13 protein-coding genes and 1 pseudogene are annotated in these 16,759 nt (G+C 56.1%); 4 read left to right on the forward strand and 10 right to left on the reverse strand.

The window, feature by feature from the left end; genetic code table 11:
- Position 1: 1 nt before the first annotated feature.
- The 6 genes from CMN55_RS07485 to ccmA form a co-directional block, all read right to left on the reverse strand.
- The gene (locus tag CMN55_RS07485; protein WP_293949019.1) at positions 2 to 1,999 is read right to left on the reverse strand and encodes a heme lyase CcmF/NrfE family subunit; all 1,998 of its coding nucleotides are present in this window, start codon (positions 1,997 to 1,999) and stop codon (positions 2 to 4) included.
- Positions 2,000 to 2,002: 3 nt separating this feature from the next.
- A complete protein-coding gene (gene ccmE, locus CMN55_RS07490) occupies positions 2,003 to 2,443 on the reverse strand; it encodes a cytochrome c maturation protein CcmE (protein WP_293949021.1) in 441 nt (146 codons plus the stop codon).
- The gene (gene ccmD / locus CMN55_RS07495; protein ID WP_293949023.1) at positions 2,440 to 2,667 is read right to left on the reverse strand and encodes a heme exporter protein CcmD; all 228 of its coding nucleotides are present in this window, start codon (positions 2,665 to 2,667) and stop codon (positions 2,440 to 2,442) included. Before ccmD ends, ccmE begins: the two co-directional genes overlap by 4 nt.
- A gap of 98 nt (positions 2,668 to 2,765) precedes the next feature.
- Positions 2,766 to 3,500 carry a heme ABC transporter permease gene (locus tag CMN55_RS07500; RefSeq protein WP_293949025.1) on the reverse strand — a complete coding sequence of 245 codons (735 nt, stop codon included), beginning with the start codon at positions 3,498 to 3,500 and terminating at the stop codon, positions 2,766 to 2,768.
- Between the two features lie 29 nt (positions 3,501 to 3,529).
- Positions 3,530 to 4,195, reverse strand: a complete 666-nt coding sequence (gene ccmB, locus CMN55_RS07505; RefSeq protein ID WP_293949027.1) for a heme exporter protein CcmB — start codon at positions 4,193 to 4,195, stop codon at positions 3,530 to 3,532.
- Complete coding sequence (ccmA, locus tag CMN55_RS07510) at positions 4,192 to 4,803, reverse strand: heme ABC exporter ATP-binding protein CcmA (RefSeq protein ID WP_293949029.1); 612 nt, start codon at positions 4,801 to 4,803, stop codon at positions 4,192 to 4,194. The genes ccmB and ccmA overlap by 4 nt, the downstream gene beginning before the upstream one ends.
- 279 nt (positions 4,804 to 5,082) lie before the next feature.
- Between ccmA and acnA the strand changes: the two are divergent.
- Positions 5,083 to 7,777 (forward strand): annotated as a pseudogene (gene acnA / locus CMN55_RS07515) (aconitate hydratase AcnA).
- Positions 7,778 to 7,891: 114 nt separating this feature from the next.
- The gene (locus tag CMN55_RS17120) at positions 7,892 to 8,626 is read left to right on the forward strand and encodes a DUF1223 domain-containing protein (protein ID WP_366931988.1); all 735 of its coding nucleotides are present in this window, start codon (positions 7,892 to 7,894) and stop codon (positions 8,624 to 8,626) included.
- Between the two features lie 1,208 nt (positions 8,627 to 9,834).
- On the opposite strand, the gene CMN55_RS07520 is transcribed toward CMN55_RS17120, so the two are convergent.
- Positions 9,835 to 10,887: a hypothetical protein gene (locus CMN55_RS07520; RefSeq protein WP_293949033.1), complete on the reverse strand. Its 1,053-nt coding sequence runs from the start codon at positions 10,885 to 10,887 to the stop codon at positions 9,835 to 9,837.
- 236 nt (positions 10,888 to 11,123) lie between these two features.
- Positions 11,124 to 13,004, reverse strand: coding sequence for a molecular chaperone HtpG (gene htpG, locus CMN55_RS07525; protein WP_293949035.1), 1,881 nt, complete (start codon positions 13,002 to 13,004; stop codon positions 11,124 to 11,126).
- Positions 13,005 to 13,326: 322 nt separating this feature from the next.
- Here htpG and CMN55_RS07530 point away from each other — a divergent pair, with 322 nt between their 5' ends.
- The gene (locus CMN55_RS07530; RefSeq protein ID WP_293949037.1) at positions 13,327 to 14,055 is read left to right on the forward strand and encodes a UTRA domain-containing protein; all 729 of its coding nucleotides are present in this window, start codon (positions 13,327 to 13,329) and stop codon (positions 14,053 to 14,055) included.
- 21 nt (positions 14,056 to 14,076) lie between these two features.
- Here the strand turns inward: CMN55_RS07530 and CMN55_RS07535 are convergent, their stop codons facing one another.
- Complete coding sequence (locus CMN55_RS07535) at positions 14,077 to 15,585, reverse strand: ATP-binding protein (RefSeq protein WP_293949039.1); 1,509 nt, start codon at positions 15,583 to 15,585, stop codon at positions 14,077 to 14,079.
- Positions 15,586 to 15,815: 230 nt separating this feature from the next.
- Here CMN55_RS07535 and CMN55_RS07540 point away from each other — a divergent pair, with 230 nt between their 5' ends.
- Complete coding sequence (locus tag CMN55_RS07540) at positions 15,816 to 16,346, forward strand: glycine cleavage system transcriptional repressor (RefSeq protein ID WP_293949041.1); 531 nt, start codon at positions 15,816 to 15,818, stop codon at positions 16,344 to 16,346.
- Positions 16,347 to 16,353: 7 nt separating this feature from the next.
- Here CMN55_RS07540 and CMN55_RS07545 read toward each other — a convergent pair whose 3' ends face one another.
- Complete coding sequence (locus CMN55_RS07545) at positions 16,354 to 16,716, reverse strand: hypothetical protein (protein WP_293949043.1); 363 nt, start codon at positions 16,714 to 16,716, stop codon at positions 16,354 to 16,356.
- Positions 16,717 to 16,759: the final 43 nt, after the last annotated feature.

Genomic DNA, 16,759 nt, shown 5'->3' on the forward strand with positions numbered 1-16,759 from the left:
GTTATCCCTTCGCTTCTGACATTTCCGGGGTACGCGGGGTCTGGTTGCGGGCCCCACGCGGCGCGCCAAGACGCAACCGGCGATCACTGAGGCTCAACAGTCCGCCCATGAACATGACCAGCGACCCGATCCATATCCAGGAGACAAACGGTTTGTGATAGATCCGCACGGCGTAGCCGCCCTGCCCGTCACCCTCCCCCACGACAACATAGAGATCGGCACTCAGCATGGGGCGAATGGCCGCCTCCGTCGTTTCCATGGGCGGATCGGTATAACGGCGTTGCTCCGGGTAGAGGAAAACGCCGGAGCTGCCATTTCTGCTTGCCAGAAACGTCCCGCGATCCGCCTCATAATTCGGCCCCGCGAGTGTCTCCACCCCATCAAAGCGGAACTCATATCCGCCGACCGTCACCGTCTCCCCCGGCGTCATCACGCCGAGATGTTCCGATTGCCAGGCCTCCGACGCCGTGATGCCGAGAATGACAAGGGCGACCCCGATATGGGCGACCGTCATGCCATGGGCGCTACGTGGAAGCTGGATCATTCTTTTCCAGCTTTTGGAGAGCGGCCCCCGGAACAGTTTGATCCTGTCCGCCCATTCAAAGAAGGATCCGAACAACAGCCAGCCGAACAGCCCCATCCCGACCAGCGCCATGACCGGCGTCTCAAAGTGCCACCACATGATGATCCCCACAAACAATAGCGCAAGGAACAATGCGAACTTGAGGCGCGCGAGAATGCCCGCAAGGTCCGCCCGTTTCCATGGCATGAAGGGTCCAAAGGCCATCACAATGATCAGGGGAATGGCAAGCGGCAGGAAGGTTGCCTCGAAAAACGGCGGTCCGACGGAGACTTTCGCGCCCGTAAAGGCATCCAGAAAAATCGGGTAGAGGGTGCCAAGCAGAATGGTCGCCGTCGCCGTGGACAGGAGCAGATTGTTCAGCACCAGCGCCCCTTCACGGCTGATCGGGGCGAACAGCCCCCCGCCCTTCATCATCGGCGCGCGAATACCATACAGCAGCAGCGAACCGCCAATCACGACAATCAGGAAAATCAGGATAAAGACACCCCGCGCCGGATCAGTCGCAAAGGCATGAACGGAATTGAGCACGCCCGAGCGCACCAGAAACGTTCCCAGCAGGCTGAGGCTGAAGGCAATGATGGCGAGCAGGATTGTCCAGTTCTTGAGAGCATCCCGCTTCTCCACCACAATGGCGGAGTGCAGCAGCGCGGTAGCCGCAAGCCACGGCATGAAAGACGCATTTTCCACCGGATCCCAGAACCACCAGCCGCCCCAACCCAGTTCATAATAGGCCCACCAGGAGCCAAGGGCGATTCCAATGGTGAGAAATCCCCATGCCGCCAGCGTCCAGGGTCGGACCCAGCGGGCCCAGGCCGGATCAACCCGCCCTTCAATGAGGGCGGCGATGGCGAAAGAGAAAGTCACCGATAGCCCGACATACCCGAGATAGAGAAACGGCGGATGGAAGGCGAGACCCGGATCCTGCAGCAACGGGTTGAGGCCATTGCCATCAAGCGGGACAGGATCAAGCCGTTCAAACGGGTTGGAGGTAAACAGAATGAACATCAGGAAGCCGACGCCGATCAGCCCCTGAACGGCCAGTACGCGCGCCTTCAGCGTATCGGGAAGATTGCGGCCGAAAAGAGCGACGGCAAGCCCGAAGAGCGCCAATATCCAAGCCCACAGCAACAGCGAGCCTTCATGATTGCCCCAGACACCGCTAACCTTGTAGAGCATCGGTTTCAGCGAATGGGAATTGCTGGCGACATTCAGGATAGAAAAATCGCTGGTCACATAGCCGACGGTCAGACAGATGAACGCGATCGTGAGGGCGACAAACTGGACAAGGGCGGCATTGGAAGCAAACCCCATCATAGGCTGGCTGCCCTGCCCGGCGCCCAACATCGGGACCGTCCCCTGAAAAATCGCGGTGATCAGGGCCAGGATGACGACGAATTGTCCGATTTCCGCAATCATGGATCAGTTATCCGTTTCGGGCTTCCACTGCCCGGATTTCTTGATCGCCTCCGCTACTTCCGGCGGCATGTAATTTTCATCATGCTTGGCCAGCACATTGCTGGCAATAAACATCCCGTCCTCGTTAAACGCGCCTTCGGTCACGACGCCCTGCCCCTCCCGGAAGAGATCGGGCAGCAATCCTTCAAAAGTGACCGGAACCGTCTCATTCAGATCGGTCACGCGAAAGCTCACCTGCACGCCTTGCTTGACCAGGCTGCCTTCCTCAACAAGACCGCCGAGGCGGAAATTACGACCCGCGGGCATGGGCTGATCCACCAGATCAGTCGGGCTGCGGAAAAAGACAAGGCTGTCCTGAAACGAAGTCAGGACAAGCGCGGCGGCCAACGCCAGAACAGTCATTCCCGCAAGGACAAAATATAAACGGCGCTTCTTCCGGCTCATGACAGGCTTCCCTCTGTCGCTTCGGACAATTTGCGGGAAGAGTGTCTCTCCCCGCGGCGCGCTTCCGCTGCCGCCAATTCACGCTCAACCGTTTTCAGGCGCTGACGGCTTCTCAGATAAAGCAGCAGCAACGTCCCGGCCGAAACGATGAAACAGGGCCAGACATACAGCGCATACCCGCCCATATGGAAAAATGTCGCAACCTGATCCAAAATGACCCTCAACCCTTGTGTTCCGGCAGAATATAACCTCTTCGCCGTCAAAATACAGAAGCCAACCGCCCCGATGCGTCACAATGCCGCGATCAGCCCATCCCGCCGGATTATTGCTCCCTCACCTCCGAAATCTGCAGAATGCGCAGGCGGCGGGCGAGAATTTCCGCCCGCACCCGGATGATCAGTAGCATGACAAAGAAAGCCGTATAGGCCAGCGCCATGACCAGCAGGGGGAGCAGGATGGAGCTGTGAATCTTCGGCCCCGCCATGGTCGCAACACTGGCCGGCTGATGCAGCGTGTTCCACCAGTCGACGGAAAATTTGATAATCGGGATGTTGATGATCCCGACCAGCGCCAGGATAGCGGCCGCCTTCGCCGCCTTCGTCTGGTCGTCGAAACTTTCCCAAAGCGCCATATAACCGAGATAGAGAAACAGCAGGATCAGCATGCTGGTCAGCCGCGCGTCCCAGACCCAGAAGGTGCCCCACATGGGCTGCCCCCAGAGCGCGCCGGTCACCAGCGCCAGGAATGTAAAGCAGGCACCGATGGGCGCCGCCGCCTTGGCCGTCAGATCCGCCACCGGATGTTTCCATATGAGGCCAACCGCAGAAAAGACCGCCATCATTGTGTAGATCATCAGCGCCATCCAGGCGGCCGGGACATGCACGAACATGATCCGCACCGTTTCTCCCTGCTGATAATCCGGCGGGGCGACAAACAACGCCATGTATACCCCGGCCATCAGCAAGGCAACCGTCAGCCAGGCGCTCCAGGGATAGATTGCGCCGAGTATGGACAGATACCGCCGCGGGTTGGCGTATTTGTGCAAATCAATGGCCATAGCCTGTCTTTCAGTTCCCCGATCTTTTCCTATGAGAGGGACAGCCTTAAGGCCGCCGCCGCCGCCAGCGGCCCCACCACCAACGCACCGAGCGATATTCCGCCCAGCAGCAGCAGATGCGGCGTTGCCGGTAACATAGAGATCGCCGCCTCAACGGCCGCAACTCCAAAAATCAACACCGGTATATATAGCGGAAGTACCAGCAGTGACAACAACACACCGCCGCGTCGCATTGCCACAGTCAACGCCGCGCCCACCGCACCGATCAGGCTGAGCGTCGGGGTGCCGAGCAGCAGGGCCAGCGTCAGCGCGATGATCCCGTCAAGCGGCAGGTTGAGAGAAAGCCCGAGGACCGGGGCAATGATGATCAACGGCAGAATGGAGGTCAGCCAGTGGGCCAGCACTTTGGCAAGAACCAACATTTCGACCGGTAACGGCCCGATCAGAAGCAGGTCAAGCGAACCATCCTCGAAATCCGCCTGAAACATCCGGTCCAGCGTCAGCAGGCAGGCCAGCAGCGCGGCCACCCACAAAACCCCGGGACCGATCCGCGCCAGCACACCAAGCTCCGGCCCCACGCCAAGCGGAAACAGCACCACCGTCATCACAAAGAAGGAGAGGCTGAGCGTCACCGCGCTGCCCTGACGCAAGGCCAATGTCAGATCGCGCCTGACAAGTTTCACAAACCGGTTCATCCGCCGCCCCCGTCCAGATCGATATGGTGAATACCCTCAAGCCCGAGATCCTGATGGGTTGCGAATATCGCCATGCCGCCCGCTTCCAGATGCCGTTGCAGCCGGTCCCGGAACAGCTCTATGAAATGCCTGTCGAGGGCGCTCAAGGGTTCATCGAGAATCCAGAGCGTGGCCTGAGACGCCGCAAGCCGGGCGAGATTACTGCGTTTTTTCTGCCCCTGCGAGAGGAGCCCGGCGGGCGTATCGGCCAATTTTTCCAGCTCAAAATCCTGAAGGGCCGTATCAACATCGGCCGCGCCATGATACTCCGCCCAAAAGGAAATATTTTCCCGCACGGTCATGACGGATTTAAGGGCGTCCTGATGGCCCACATAATGACTTGCCGCACCGTAAACCTCGGCATCTTTGAAAATATCCTCCCCCTGCCAACATATCTGGCCCGCCGCCGGACGCAGCAGCCGCGCACAGATGCGCAGCAAGGAGGACTTGCCCGCGCCATTGCGCCCCTGGACCCAGATTGCTTCGCCGGGAGCCAATGTGAAGGACAGCTTTTCGAAAATCAGCTGATCGGCGCGCTGGCAAGCGAGGTTCTGAACGGAAAATGGCATGGCGGCGGCGTATCACTCCGAAGAGACCAGGGTTCGGGCCGAGGCCCGCCCCTCTGACTACAGCAAGTTCACCAGACAGGCAAATATTTGAATTTCCGTCCCAGGGCCGATCGACCGCCATTTTCCCGCAGCATTTCGCTATCCGGAAAGATTCAGGGGGGCGGAATCAACCTTAGTACTTGAGAATTTTTCAAATTTAGGGCACATACCGACCGTAATAATATTGATGCCGGACAAATCGGTATCTTCCGTTCCCCCCTACCTTCAAGGAGCGAAACGTTGACAACAACTGGTCACGACAGCCTGAAAGTTCGCCGCACACTCGATGTCGACGGCGACAAATATGACTACTACAGCATTCCGGAAGCCGAAAAAGCCGGTCTCGGAGATGTCTCCCGTCTCCCCTTCTCACTGAAAGTTCTCCTGGAAAACCTGCTGCGCCATGAAGATGGCCGCACTGTTTCATCGGAAGACGTGGCGGCCCTTGGCAGCTGGCTGAAAGATCGCAAGGCGGATCGTGAAATTGCGTATCGACCGGCCCGTGTCCTGATGCAGGACTTTACCGGCGTTCCCGCCGTCGTCGATCTTGCCGCCATGCGCGACGCGATGGTTGCCCTCGGCGGCAACCCTGAAAAGATCAACCCGCTCGCCCAGTGTGATCTGGTCATCGACCATTCCGTGATGGTGGACAGGTTCGGCACCGCCGCCGCCTTCAAGCAGAATGTGGATATTGAAATGGAGCGAAACGGCGAGCGTTATGCCTTCCTCCGCTGGGGTCAGAAAGCCTTCAACAATTTCCGCGTCGTTCCGCCCGGAACCGGCATCTGCCATCAGGTCAACCTTGAGTATCTGGCCCAGACCGTCTGGACGACCAATGACCAGAACGGCAACGAAGTCGCCTATCCGGATACGCTGGTCGGCACGGACAGCCACACGACGATGGTCAACGGCCTTGCCGTTCTCGGCTGGGGCGTCGGCGGGATTGAAGCGGAAGCCGTCATGCTCGGTCAGCCCATCTCCATGCTGATCCCGGAAGTTGTCGGCTTCAAGCTGACCGGCAAGCTGAAGGAAGGGACAACCGCAACCGACCTTGTCCTCACGGTTACGCAAATGCTGCGCGCCCAGGGCGTTGTCGGCAAGTTCGTCGAATTTTACGGCCCCGGCATCGCCGAGCTCGGCCTCGCCGACCGCGCGACCATCTCCAACATGGCGCCGGAATATGGCGCGACCTGCGGCTTCTTCCCGATTGATGCGGAAACCATCAACTATCTCAACTTCACCGCGCGCGATCCGAAACGGGTCAAGCTGGTGGAAGCCTATGCCAAGGCGCAGGGAATGTGGCGCGACAACAATACGCCGGATCCGGAATTCACGGCTACGCTGGAACTGGACATCTCCACGGTCGAGCCCAGCCTTGCCGGACCGAAACGGCCGCAGGACCGGGTACTGCTGACCGATGCCACCAATGCCTTTACGGGTGCCCTGCCGGAGCTCGCCGGAACCACCAGCAACCTCGACAAGAAGATCGCCATAAAGGGCAAGGACTACAAGATCGGTCATGGCGATGTGATCATCGCGGCTATCACCTCCTGCACCAATACGTCAAACCCGAGTGTGATGTTGGCCGCCGGTCTTGTGGCCCGCAACGCGCTCGCCAAGGGGCTCACGGTCAAGCCATGGGTGAAAACCTCCCTCGCACCGGGTTCCAAGGTTGTGACAGACTATCTCAACCAGGCCGGCCTGCAGGACGATCTTGACGCCCTCGGCTTCAACCTCGTCGGCTACGGCTGCACCACCTGTATCGGTAACTCCGGTCCGGTTGATCCGGATATTGCGGATGCCATTGCGGAAGGCGAGCTTGTCGCCTGCTCTGTCCTGTCGGGCAACCGTAACTTTGAAGGGCGTGTCAGCCCGCAGGCGAAGGCGAACTATCTTGCCTCCCCGCCGCTGGTCGTTGCCTATGCCATTGCCGGTTCCATCAATGTCGATATTACCAAAGATGCGCTCGGCACAGACAAAGATGGCAACCCGGTCTATCTGAAGGATATCTGGCCAACCAATGCGGAAGTGCAGCAGACCGTTCGCGACGCCGTCACCCGCGACATGTTCGAACAACAGTATGCCGATGTCTTCTCCGGCGATGCGACCTGGCAGTCCATCAAAACCGCCGAGGGGCAGACCTATAGCTGGGATCCGACATCCACCTATGTTCAGCATCCGCCATATTTCGAGGGCATGCAGAAGGAACCCGGCAGCTTCTCCGACATCCGTAACGCCCGGGTTCTGGCGTTGCTGGGCGATTCGGTGACGACTGACCATATCTCCCCCGCCGGCTCCATCAAGGCGGATGGCCCGGCCGGTGAATATCTGAAGTCCCACCAGGTGGCGCCGAAGGATTTCAACTCCTATGGGTCACGACGCGGGAACGATCAAGTCATGACCCGCGGCACCTTTGCCAATATCCGACTGCGCAATGAAGTCGCCCCCGGCACGGAAGGTGGCATCACTCGCCACATGCCGGATGGCACCCAGATGTGGATTTATGATGCCGCCGTCAAATACCGCGAGGAAGGCGTGCCGCTGGTTGTCTTCGCCGGCAAGGAATATGGCACGGGTTCCAGCCGCGACTGGGCCGCGAAGGGCACACTGCTGCTCGGCATCAAGGCGGTTGTNGCGGAAAGCTTCGAGCGTATCCACCGTTCCAACCTCGTCGGNATGGGCNTNCTGCCNNTGCAGTTNCCNGANGGGGTNACACGCNAGACGCTCAANCTNGATGGCAGCGAAGTGATNGANCTGACNGGNATNGANAANGGNATCACNCCNCGGATGGAGTGTGNNCTGNAAGATCACGCGNNCNGACGGNTCCTCACAGGAAATCGANNTGCTGTGCCGNATTGATACCCTCGATGAAGCCGAATATTACCGGCACGACGGCATTCTTCAGTATGTTCTGAGAAACCTGTCAGCGAGCTGATAGATTGNCGGAGANACAACGAACGGCGGCCCCTNGCGGCCGCCGTTTTTTATTGACTTCCCTCTCACTCACAGGTGATTTGTCTGTGATGNAATATTGGTCTAGTTAGGCAGTATGAACAAGCTTTGCGTCAAACNTTTCCTCTTCTCTGCGCTGNTTGCCGCNTTTACGATAGCGGGCGCAGGNAANGCTGTTTCGGAGAGCGCACATCAGCCAAAAACAGTTGTTGANCTTTATACATCGCAAGGCTGCAGCTCCTGTCCGCCTGCNGATGAATTCCTNGGTGAGCTTGTCCGCAATTCAGATGTTCTNGGCCTGTCNTTCGCNGTTACATATTGGGATTACATCGGCTGGAAAGATATNTTTGCGAGTGAAGCCAATGANGCCCGGCANNNCGCNTANCGGGAACGCCTGCGCTCCCGCTATGTCTATACCCCNCAGATGGTGATCGGCGGAGCAAAGCATGTNGTCGGATCAGACCGCAGNGCNGCNGAGANNNTGATCCGCAAACTCNCCCTCCATTCGAAAAGATTACCGCTTGANTGGTCCTTCAATGGCGATCNGCTCAATATCATNCTGCCGACAGGATCGGGNGANGCTACGCTCTGGCTTTTTGANCTGGACCGNGAAGAAGATGTCGATATCCGNANGGGNGAAAATAAAGGNAAAATAATCACCTACCATAATATCGTCCGCAAGATCAGNTCCATCGGTCAATGGGANGGAGCNGCGAAAACCATCCGTCTTGATCTCGCCGATATCCGCGCGCAAGGCCGCGAAGGCTGCGCCCTTGTCGTGCANCAGGANGGCTATGGGCCGATTATNGCCGCGCTTGAGGTCTCTTTCTGATNATCTCGCCTATTTAGTTGATCCCNGCNCCCGTCTCGGGCANAATGCCTCAAAAGAAAAAGAACAATGGNGNNCCATGACAGAAAATACAGTTCCTTTAAAACCGGCGGCAACCGTTCTGCTGGTCCGAAATTGCACCAAGCAATGCGATAGCCTCGAAGTNTTCATGGTGGTCCGCCANCATCAGATCGACTTNGCGTCGGGCGCGCTGGTGTTTCCGGGCGGCAAGGTTGACGAAGGCGATACGAATCCGGCGATNGCNGATTTTCTGCCTGAAAGCGAGCGCGGAGAGGATCCCTTGCGNTCNTTCAAGGTTGCCTCCATCCGCGAAAGCTTCGAGGANGCGAATATCCTGCTCGCCCGCAACCGGAACACGGGGGAACTGGTNACCCATNANCGNCTGGGCNAGNTATCGCAAAAATACCGGTTACCGCTACAAAATGGCGAACTGCCGATCCTCGATATGATCCNGGCNGAAAANCTGGAGCTGGCGACCGANCTNCTCGGCCATTATGCCCACTGGATTACACCCACCTATATGCCAAAGCGCTTTGACACCCACTTCTTCATNGCCGAAGCNCCNCCGCATCAGCTCGCCGCCCATGACGGCATGGAATCNGTTGATTCTGTCTGGATCGGNCCCAANGAAGTTCTGGGAGAGGCCGATAAAGGCCGNTATACGGTGATTTTCCCNACCCGTATGAATGTGGANGCNCTNTGCCGGTTCGGNAGCTGTCACGATGCCCTGCATCACGCAATGAGNACNGANACNTTTACGGTNGAACCNAAGATGGAAGTCACCGANGAAGGCAAGTTCCTGCTNATCCCGAAGGANGCAGGCTACAGCGTCACCCGCAATCCCATCGACAAGATCATGGACAGAGGCTAAGCNAGCAGCGAAAGAACAATGCTGATGCCTTTGGACAGCATTGAAAAGATAGCGCGNTCCTGNGCTTTTTTNCCCGCAATCCAGCCGGAGAGAGCTGTCAGATCNGCCTTGCTNTCNCGCAAGGCNGNGGTGATAACNGCATAATCCGCATCACGCGCCTCGATCTGCTGCGCTTGCAGACGCTGGATTTCCCCATAAAGGGCGGCTTTCGATTTTTCAACCATGGCCAGCTGCGCCGCTGGCAGGTGTGACACATCCTGCGCATTCAGATTATCCAGCCCGGTTTGCAGCTTTGTCAGCGCCTCTTCAAAACTATTTGTCATTTGTCCATCTCCTGTTGCTCCTCATCATCCTGGGGGGTGCGTTGTGGCACAGCCTGTACGGCCGACACAGCAGATGTATTCGCCGACAATTCAACAATGGCTGACTTGACAGTTTGCAGCTTTTCGCTGAGTGCTGTGGCCTGATCCACGAACAGGAGCGTGCGGGAGGAAGCCATGAGGGGAGCAGACAGCGACGAGGGCGTCTGATCGTGCCCGAAGGCGGCCTCCATTGTCTTGTGGGCGGCAACCATGGCAATCAGCGCAGACTGGGTTTCCGCCAGCAGCTTATCTATTGTCTGGCCGAGCTTCTGCATTCCGACAAGGCGCGTAACCGCCTCCCGCCGGTCCGCCGCGCTGCCTGCTCCGGCGCTGTTCATATAGGCAAGCCTGTCCTTCCAGACCGTCACATCAAACGCGACCGCCGTCGCAATAATAGAGCGCAGACCACCCCGGCACAGTTTGAGGCTGCTCATATCAGCTTTCAAATCATTGGCAGGGACTGTAAAATTACATTTGCCGGACTGATCGGCTGTCGCCCCGATATCGAAATAAAGCAAAAGAGCCGCTTTCTTCAGCGACTTGCCGCCCTTGTCAAGGATTGGCGCCAGGCGCCTGTCCCGCTCCGGCAGCAGAAAAAACTGATCGAACAGACCAAGATCATCCACAAGCTGATCCGATTGCAGAAAGGACAGGGAATGGGACAGGCTGAAGCTGTCGCTCGTCAGCGTTTTCAGCCCCTGCGCTGTGCCCGACATCTTGGCATATATGGCTTCAGGCGAATTTCCAGAACCGAGCGCCGCAAGCCCGGCGGCATACCCTTCGAGCGCCGATAACAGATTCTCCCGTGCGGCAATATCGCGGGCACTGAACAGGGGTTTGAGATCGGTGCCCGGATTCCCGCCAAGGTCAAGCTGGAACAGCAGATTTTCCGTAAAACCGAGCGTATTGATTTCCTCAGCCAGCTCGAATTGCTGCGACACCACATCCGAAAGAGACATGACGCCACGGGCAAACTGCGCCATTTCCTCGGCGAGAGCTGTATCTTCCACAACCGTACATGCCGTCGTTGTGCTGAAGATTATAGCTAGCATAAAGACTCGAGGCAGCCGCTTCATGAATCCGCTCTGTTGTTACACTTGTTTCTTGTTAGTTAATTATAAGTTGTATATTATCAATATAATTTTCCTAATAATTGTATTTATACACAAAAAAACTACCGGTTTATGTAACCGGCAGTTTCGAGAAATTTGCAGTCCGACTGGATCAAGCCAGGCCGGAGACCCGTTCAGGCAGGTATCCCGCCTGCCATGAAATTGGCCATCCGCCGCGAGAATGCCGCAGGATCCGCGACAGGATCCCCTTCAATGATATGCGCCTGATCGAGAAGGAGCAGCGCGGCATCCTTCAGCGCCTCGGAGGACCCGTTCTTCCGCACACTGGACGCCAGTTTGCGGATCAGCATGTGGCGCGGGTTCAACTCCAGAATACGCAGATTTTCCATTGCGCCGCCAAGCTGCTTGTGCGCCTTCAGCATCTTTTCAAGATGAATATCCATATCCCCGTCATCAGCGACCAGGCAGACAGAGCTCCCCGTCAGCCGTGACGACACCCGCACATCTTTTACCTTGCCTTCCAGCGCCGTTTTGAATAGCGCAATCAGACTATCCATCTCGGCATTATCGACCGCAGGCGTTTCCTTGCCATCCGATTCTTTGTCAGCAAGCTTGTCAAGGTCCGCCGCGCCGCGGGTGACGGATTTGAAAGGCTTACCGTCAAATTCGGATATCCGGCTCAGCCAGAAGCTGTCAATGGCGTCCGTCAACAGCAGGACCTCTACTCCCTTGGCGGCAAAACCTTCGAGCTGCGGGCTGGACTTAAGCGCACCCAGATCATCGCCGGTAATGTAATAGATTGCATCCTGCCCTTCTTTCATGCGGGAGATATAGTCCGCAAGGCTGGTTTTCTTGTCCGACGCCGTATTATTGAACAGGGCTATTTTAAGGATCCTCTCCCCATTCACAGCGTCTTCATAGATACCTTCTTTCAGGACCGCACCGAAATTCTCCCAGAAGCCCGCGAAACCATCCGCCTCTTTGGTGGCTTTTTTCTCCAACTCCCCGAGAACCTTCTTGACCAGCCCGTTACGGATTTTCTGCAATACCGGATTATGTTGCAGCATTTCACGGCTGACATTGAGGGGGAGGTCCTCACTATCGACAACCCCGCGCAGGAAACGGAGATAGGCCGGAATAAGCTCCTCGCAATCATCCGTGATGAAAACCCGTTTCACATAGAGTTTGAGCCGGGATTTACGCTCCGGGTTGAACAGGTCAAACGGGGGTTGCCCCGGAATGAAAAGCAGCATTGTATATTCGATGCGCCCTTCGGCCCGACTGTGCAGTGTCAACCAGGGCGTATCAAATGCCTGCCCTGCATGACGGTAAAATTCCGTATACTGTTCTTCCGTTATCTCGGATTTGGCGCGGGTCCAGAGCGCACTCGCAGAGTTAAGCGTCTCCCCTTCTTCGGTTTCGCCATCCCCTTTCAGTACAACCGGAATGGCAATGTGATCCGCATATGTCTTGACGATCTGGCGGAGACGGGCAGGCTCCAGATACTCCTTCGCTTCCTTGCGAAGATGCAGGACAATTGTCGTTCCGCGCCCGCTCCGCTCCGCGGGCTCTGTGGAAAAGCTGCCATGACCTTCTGACGTCCAGACCGTTGCGCCCTCCTCTCCCGCCTTGCGGCTGGTGACTGTTACCTTGTCCGCCACCATAAAGGCCGAATAAAACCCGACCCCGAACTGACCGATCAGCGTTACGTCTTTGACCGCATCACCGGTCAGCGCCGCAGAAAAGCGGGACGTGCCGGAACGGGCAATGGTGCCGAGATTGTCAATCATCTCCTGCTCCGTCATGCCGATGCCATTATCCATGATCGTCAGAAGCTGCGCCTTTTCATCAACAGAAATGACGACTTTGAATTCCGGATCGTCCTTGATCAGCTCCGGCCGGGTCAATGCCTCATAACGCAGCCGGTCACAGGCATCGGACGCATTCGATATCAGCTCCCGCAGAAAGATTTCTTTCTCGCTGTACAAGGAGTGCGTCACAATATCCAAAAGTTTCGCGACTTCCGCCTGAAATTCATGTGTACGTTCTGTCATGTCCATCCCGTAGTTCATAAAAACTGCTTTGCCGTTTATATGAACAATGCCACAATCGGGTTCAAGAAGAAAAAGCTGGATTTTTAGGGAGGGGAAATGAAAGAGGCCCACCCCGAGGGGCGCAAAAAATCGGGGCAGGCCGTTTACAGATCATCATCAACTTTTCAGAGATAGAGCTGATCAGTACAATTATCATATAGCTATCTGGAATGATCGTTCAAGTATTATTTTCAGATTTTTGCATTTTCCTGCTGCTATTGCGTCACATCGCCGTCCGGATTGACGTCCTCCCGCTGAGACAACTGCGGAGACGGACCCCAAAATGCCCCATATCACACAAGCACAAGATGATCGTGGCTACGCGCCGCCCAAACCACTGTATGAACAGGTCAAATCCTATGTCCTGGAGAATATTGAAAGCGGGGAGTGGCCGGCCTATTTTCAAATTCCTTCGGAACATATGCTGGTGCGTGAAATGGGTATTTCCAGGATGACGATCCATCGCGCCCTCAGGGAACTCACTCAAGCGGGGTATCTGGAGAGAATACAGGGCGTCGGCACATTTGTTGCCGCCCCGAAGAAGCAGCCGAAGATTCTGGAAATACGCGAAATTGATGACATCATCCGGGATCGCGGCGGCCGCCACCAGTGTGATATCCATTTTCTGCAAGGAGAGCAAATCGAGCATAAGGCCGCCACCTTGATGGCCATGAAACCTGGCGACGAGGTGTTCCGTTCCTATGTCGTGCATCGGGAAGATGGCCTGCCGGTCATGCTGGAAGACCGCTACGTCAACCCCAGATTAGTGGCGGATTTTCTTGAGGCGGACTTCAGCCGTATGACGGCGGACACATTCCTCGCCCGGAAATATGCCCTACTCTCTCACAGCCATGCCATTCAGGCGGCCGTGTCAAATGCCGAAATCAATCATTTTCTGGAGCTTGAAGCGATCACGGCCTGTCTCGTGATCAATCGCAAAAGCTGGCTCGGCAATGAAATCATTTCCGCTGCCCGGCTGGTTCTTCCCGGAAACCGCATCCAGCTCGGTTAGTCTGCTGCGCTGGTCAATCTGTCAGACCACCGCGACCGCTGATTTTGGCAGGTCACTCTTGTTCAGACCCTTGGCTGAGGTCTTCCCCGCTCCCTTGGCGGAGGACGTATAGAGGTTCTTCAGGGCGTCAACGACCAGTTCCTTGCTGATATACGGATCGCTCCCCTGGTATTTACAGGCGGCAATAATCTGTTCGACAATGAATTTCGGCTGATAGCAGGCCAGATCGAAGCTGTTGTTCACCTGCAGTTCCTCAATCACAATTTCCATGATATCGGCGGTAATCTCTAGACCACGGGACGCGCCGACCATCTTGAAAATTTCGAAATACTGCTCACGCGTCGGACCAACGGTTTCCAGCTTGTAGGGGATACGGCGCAGGAAAGCCGGGTCCATCAGATCATCCGGAGACAAGTTGGTCGAGAAAATCACCAGCTCGTCAAAGGGCAGCGAGAAGCTTTTCCCCGTGTGAAGTTTCAGATAGTCGATCCGGCTTTCCAGCGGCACGATCCAGCGATTGAGCAAATCTTCCGGACTGACAAGCTGACGACCGAAATCGTCGATGATGAAAGTTCCGTTGGAGGCCTTCACATGCAGCGGGGCCTCGTAATATTTGGCGTGGGCATTGAAGCTCAGATCCAGCATTTCAAGGGTCAGCTCACCGCCGGTAATGACCACCGGCCGCTCGCAGGGAACCCAGCGACCGTCAAATTCCTCCCGACGCAGACCGGCATTTTTCATCTTCTCCATGGAGAAGGCGCCAAAGCGCGGCTTGTGGATGGCCGGATCGAACACCTTGATGATCTGCCCGTCCACTTCGAAACAATAGGGGATATAGATGACATTGGCGAAAATATCGGCCACCTTTTCGGCGACCGTTGTCTTCCCGTTTCCGGGTGGCCCATAGAGCAGGATGCTCTTGCCCGCATTAATGCCCGGTCCCAGGCGACGGACAAAATCCTCGGCAATGATCAGATTCTTGAAGCTGTCCTCGATTTTATCCTGACTGACCCGCTCATTGGTGATTTTCTGCTGATTGATCCGCGCCTGATAGGCGTTCAGGGAAACCGGCGCCGGACCGACATACTGATTCTGCTCCAGCGATTCAATGGCGTAGCGCTTGCCCGTCTCGGTCATCACATAGCGGGTTTCGGAAAAGGTCGAATTATCGACATTACCAAGGGATTCGAGAAACTTGCGGTCCCCCGCTTCCTGAATAAGGCGGTTGACGACACCGAGGGGCAATTTGATTGCCGCAGACATCTCCGATGACGTTTCAAGGCTGTTGACATAGATAAGCTTGAAGAGAATACGCAGCAGGTTGGAGCTCGGGATACCCGTATCCTCAATGGTTTTCGGCGCCCGTGGAGCTTCATAAACAGCGCGGTCCAGCTGCTCCTGGGTCAGCGCTCCCAGCGCAACAAGATTTTCACCGAGACGGCCGCCATTTTCTTTCTGCCGGTGCAGGGCAATTTTTATATCCTCCGGCGTCACCAGATTCTGCGCCAACAAGATATCACCGATGAGCATTCATCTATCTCCAGTTTTCTTCCATCCCGTCTCTGCTTGCATCAGAAAGGGCGGAGAATAGCAAATAATCCCTAATTCAATGCCCTGATCATACCTTCTTTTCGTTAACGCAAGGTTATCTGCGGTCGCGAATATATGCTGTTTACGGGAAGGTAAAAAAGCTGTTGTAATACCGAAGAGGGTTCGACGCAGACGGCGATGACCCGCAGAAACAGAAAAGTGAGGCCTGAATGTCCACCTATAAAGCGCTTTTGTCAGTTTTCTCGAAAGACCGTGTCGGCCTGATATCGCTGCTGACCGGGCATCTTTTTGACAAGGGAATCAATCTTGGCGATACGTCCTTCGCCATCCTTGGAAAAGGCGGCGAATTTACCAGCGTTATTGAAATTCCCCAGGAGCTGTCCGAGCAGGAACTCGTCCAGGAGCTGGCCTCGCTTGATGGCATGGCGGATGCGGACATCGACATCCGAAGGTTTGCGTTTGAGGAAGCGGAGACCCCACCTACTCAGATCACCCATCATATCCGCTGCGAAGGGCAGGATCAGCCCGGACTTCTGGCCCGGCTCACGGAAGTTTTCATTGATTTCGATGCGAATATCGTCCGGCTCAAATCCGATCAGGTCGTCCAGAATGGAGAGACACGTTTCATCACGCTTTTTTCCGTCTATATTCCGGCAGAGCGTGTGGAAAGCTGTCTCGCCGCGCTCGGGAACACGGCGATACCGCTTGGACAGATGCTGACTTTCGAAGCCGCCGGATAACAGAAATTCAGAGGTTTCTGTGAACCAGAACGGCAAACAGACTCACATTGATCAGCACCACGATGGATGAAACCGCGGCAATCGGCTCATATTCGGGGTATCCCGCATAAATAAGCCCAATGCCAATTGTCAGCCCAATGACGGAAATATGCGACAGCCAGTATGTCAGCGCGGCGATCTTCGACACGGAGATCGGCGGCCAGCTTTTGTAAACCAGCCCCATCAGGGCCATGGTGACCCAGCCGAGCAGATTCAGATGCGCATGGGCAGGTATTTGCGAATGATCCTGCGTCATGGCCATATATAACCCGAGAAGCAATCCGATAATCAGATAGATAACCGCTGATTTGATGAATTTTTCCGCAAGCACTTGCCCCCTCCTCCATAAAACGACAAATGCAGAATCAGGATGA

This window comes from Sneathiella sp. (genome assembly GCF_002694385.1).
Classification (GTDB): domain Bacteria; phylum Pseudomonadota; class Alphaproteobacteria; order Sneathiellales; family Sneathiellaceae; genus Sneathiella.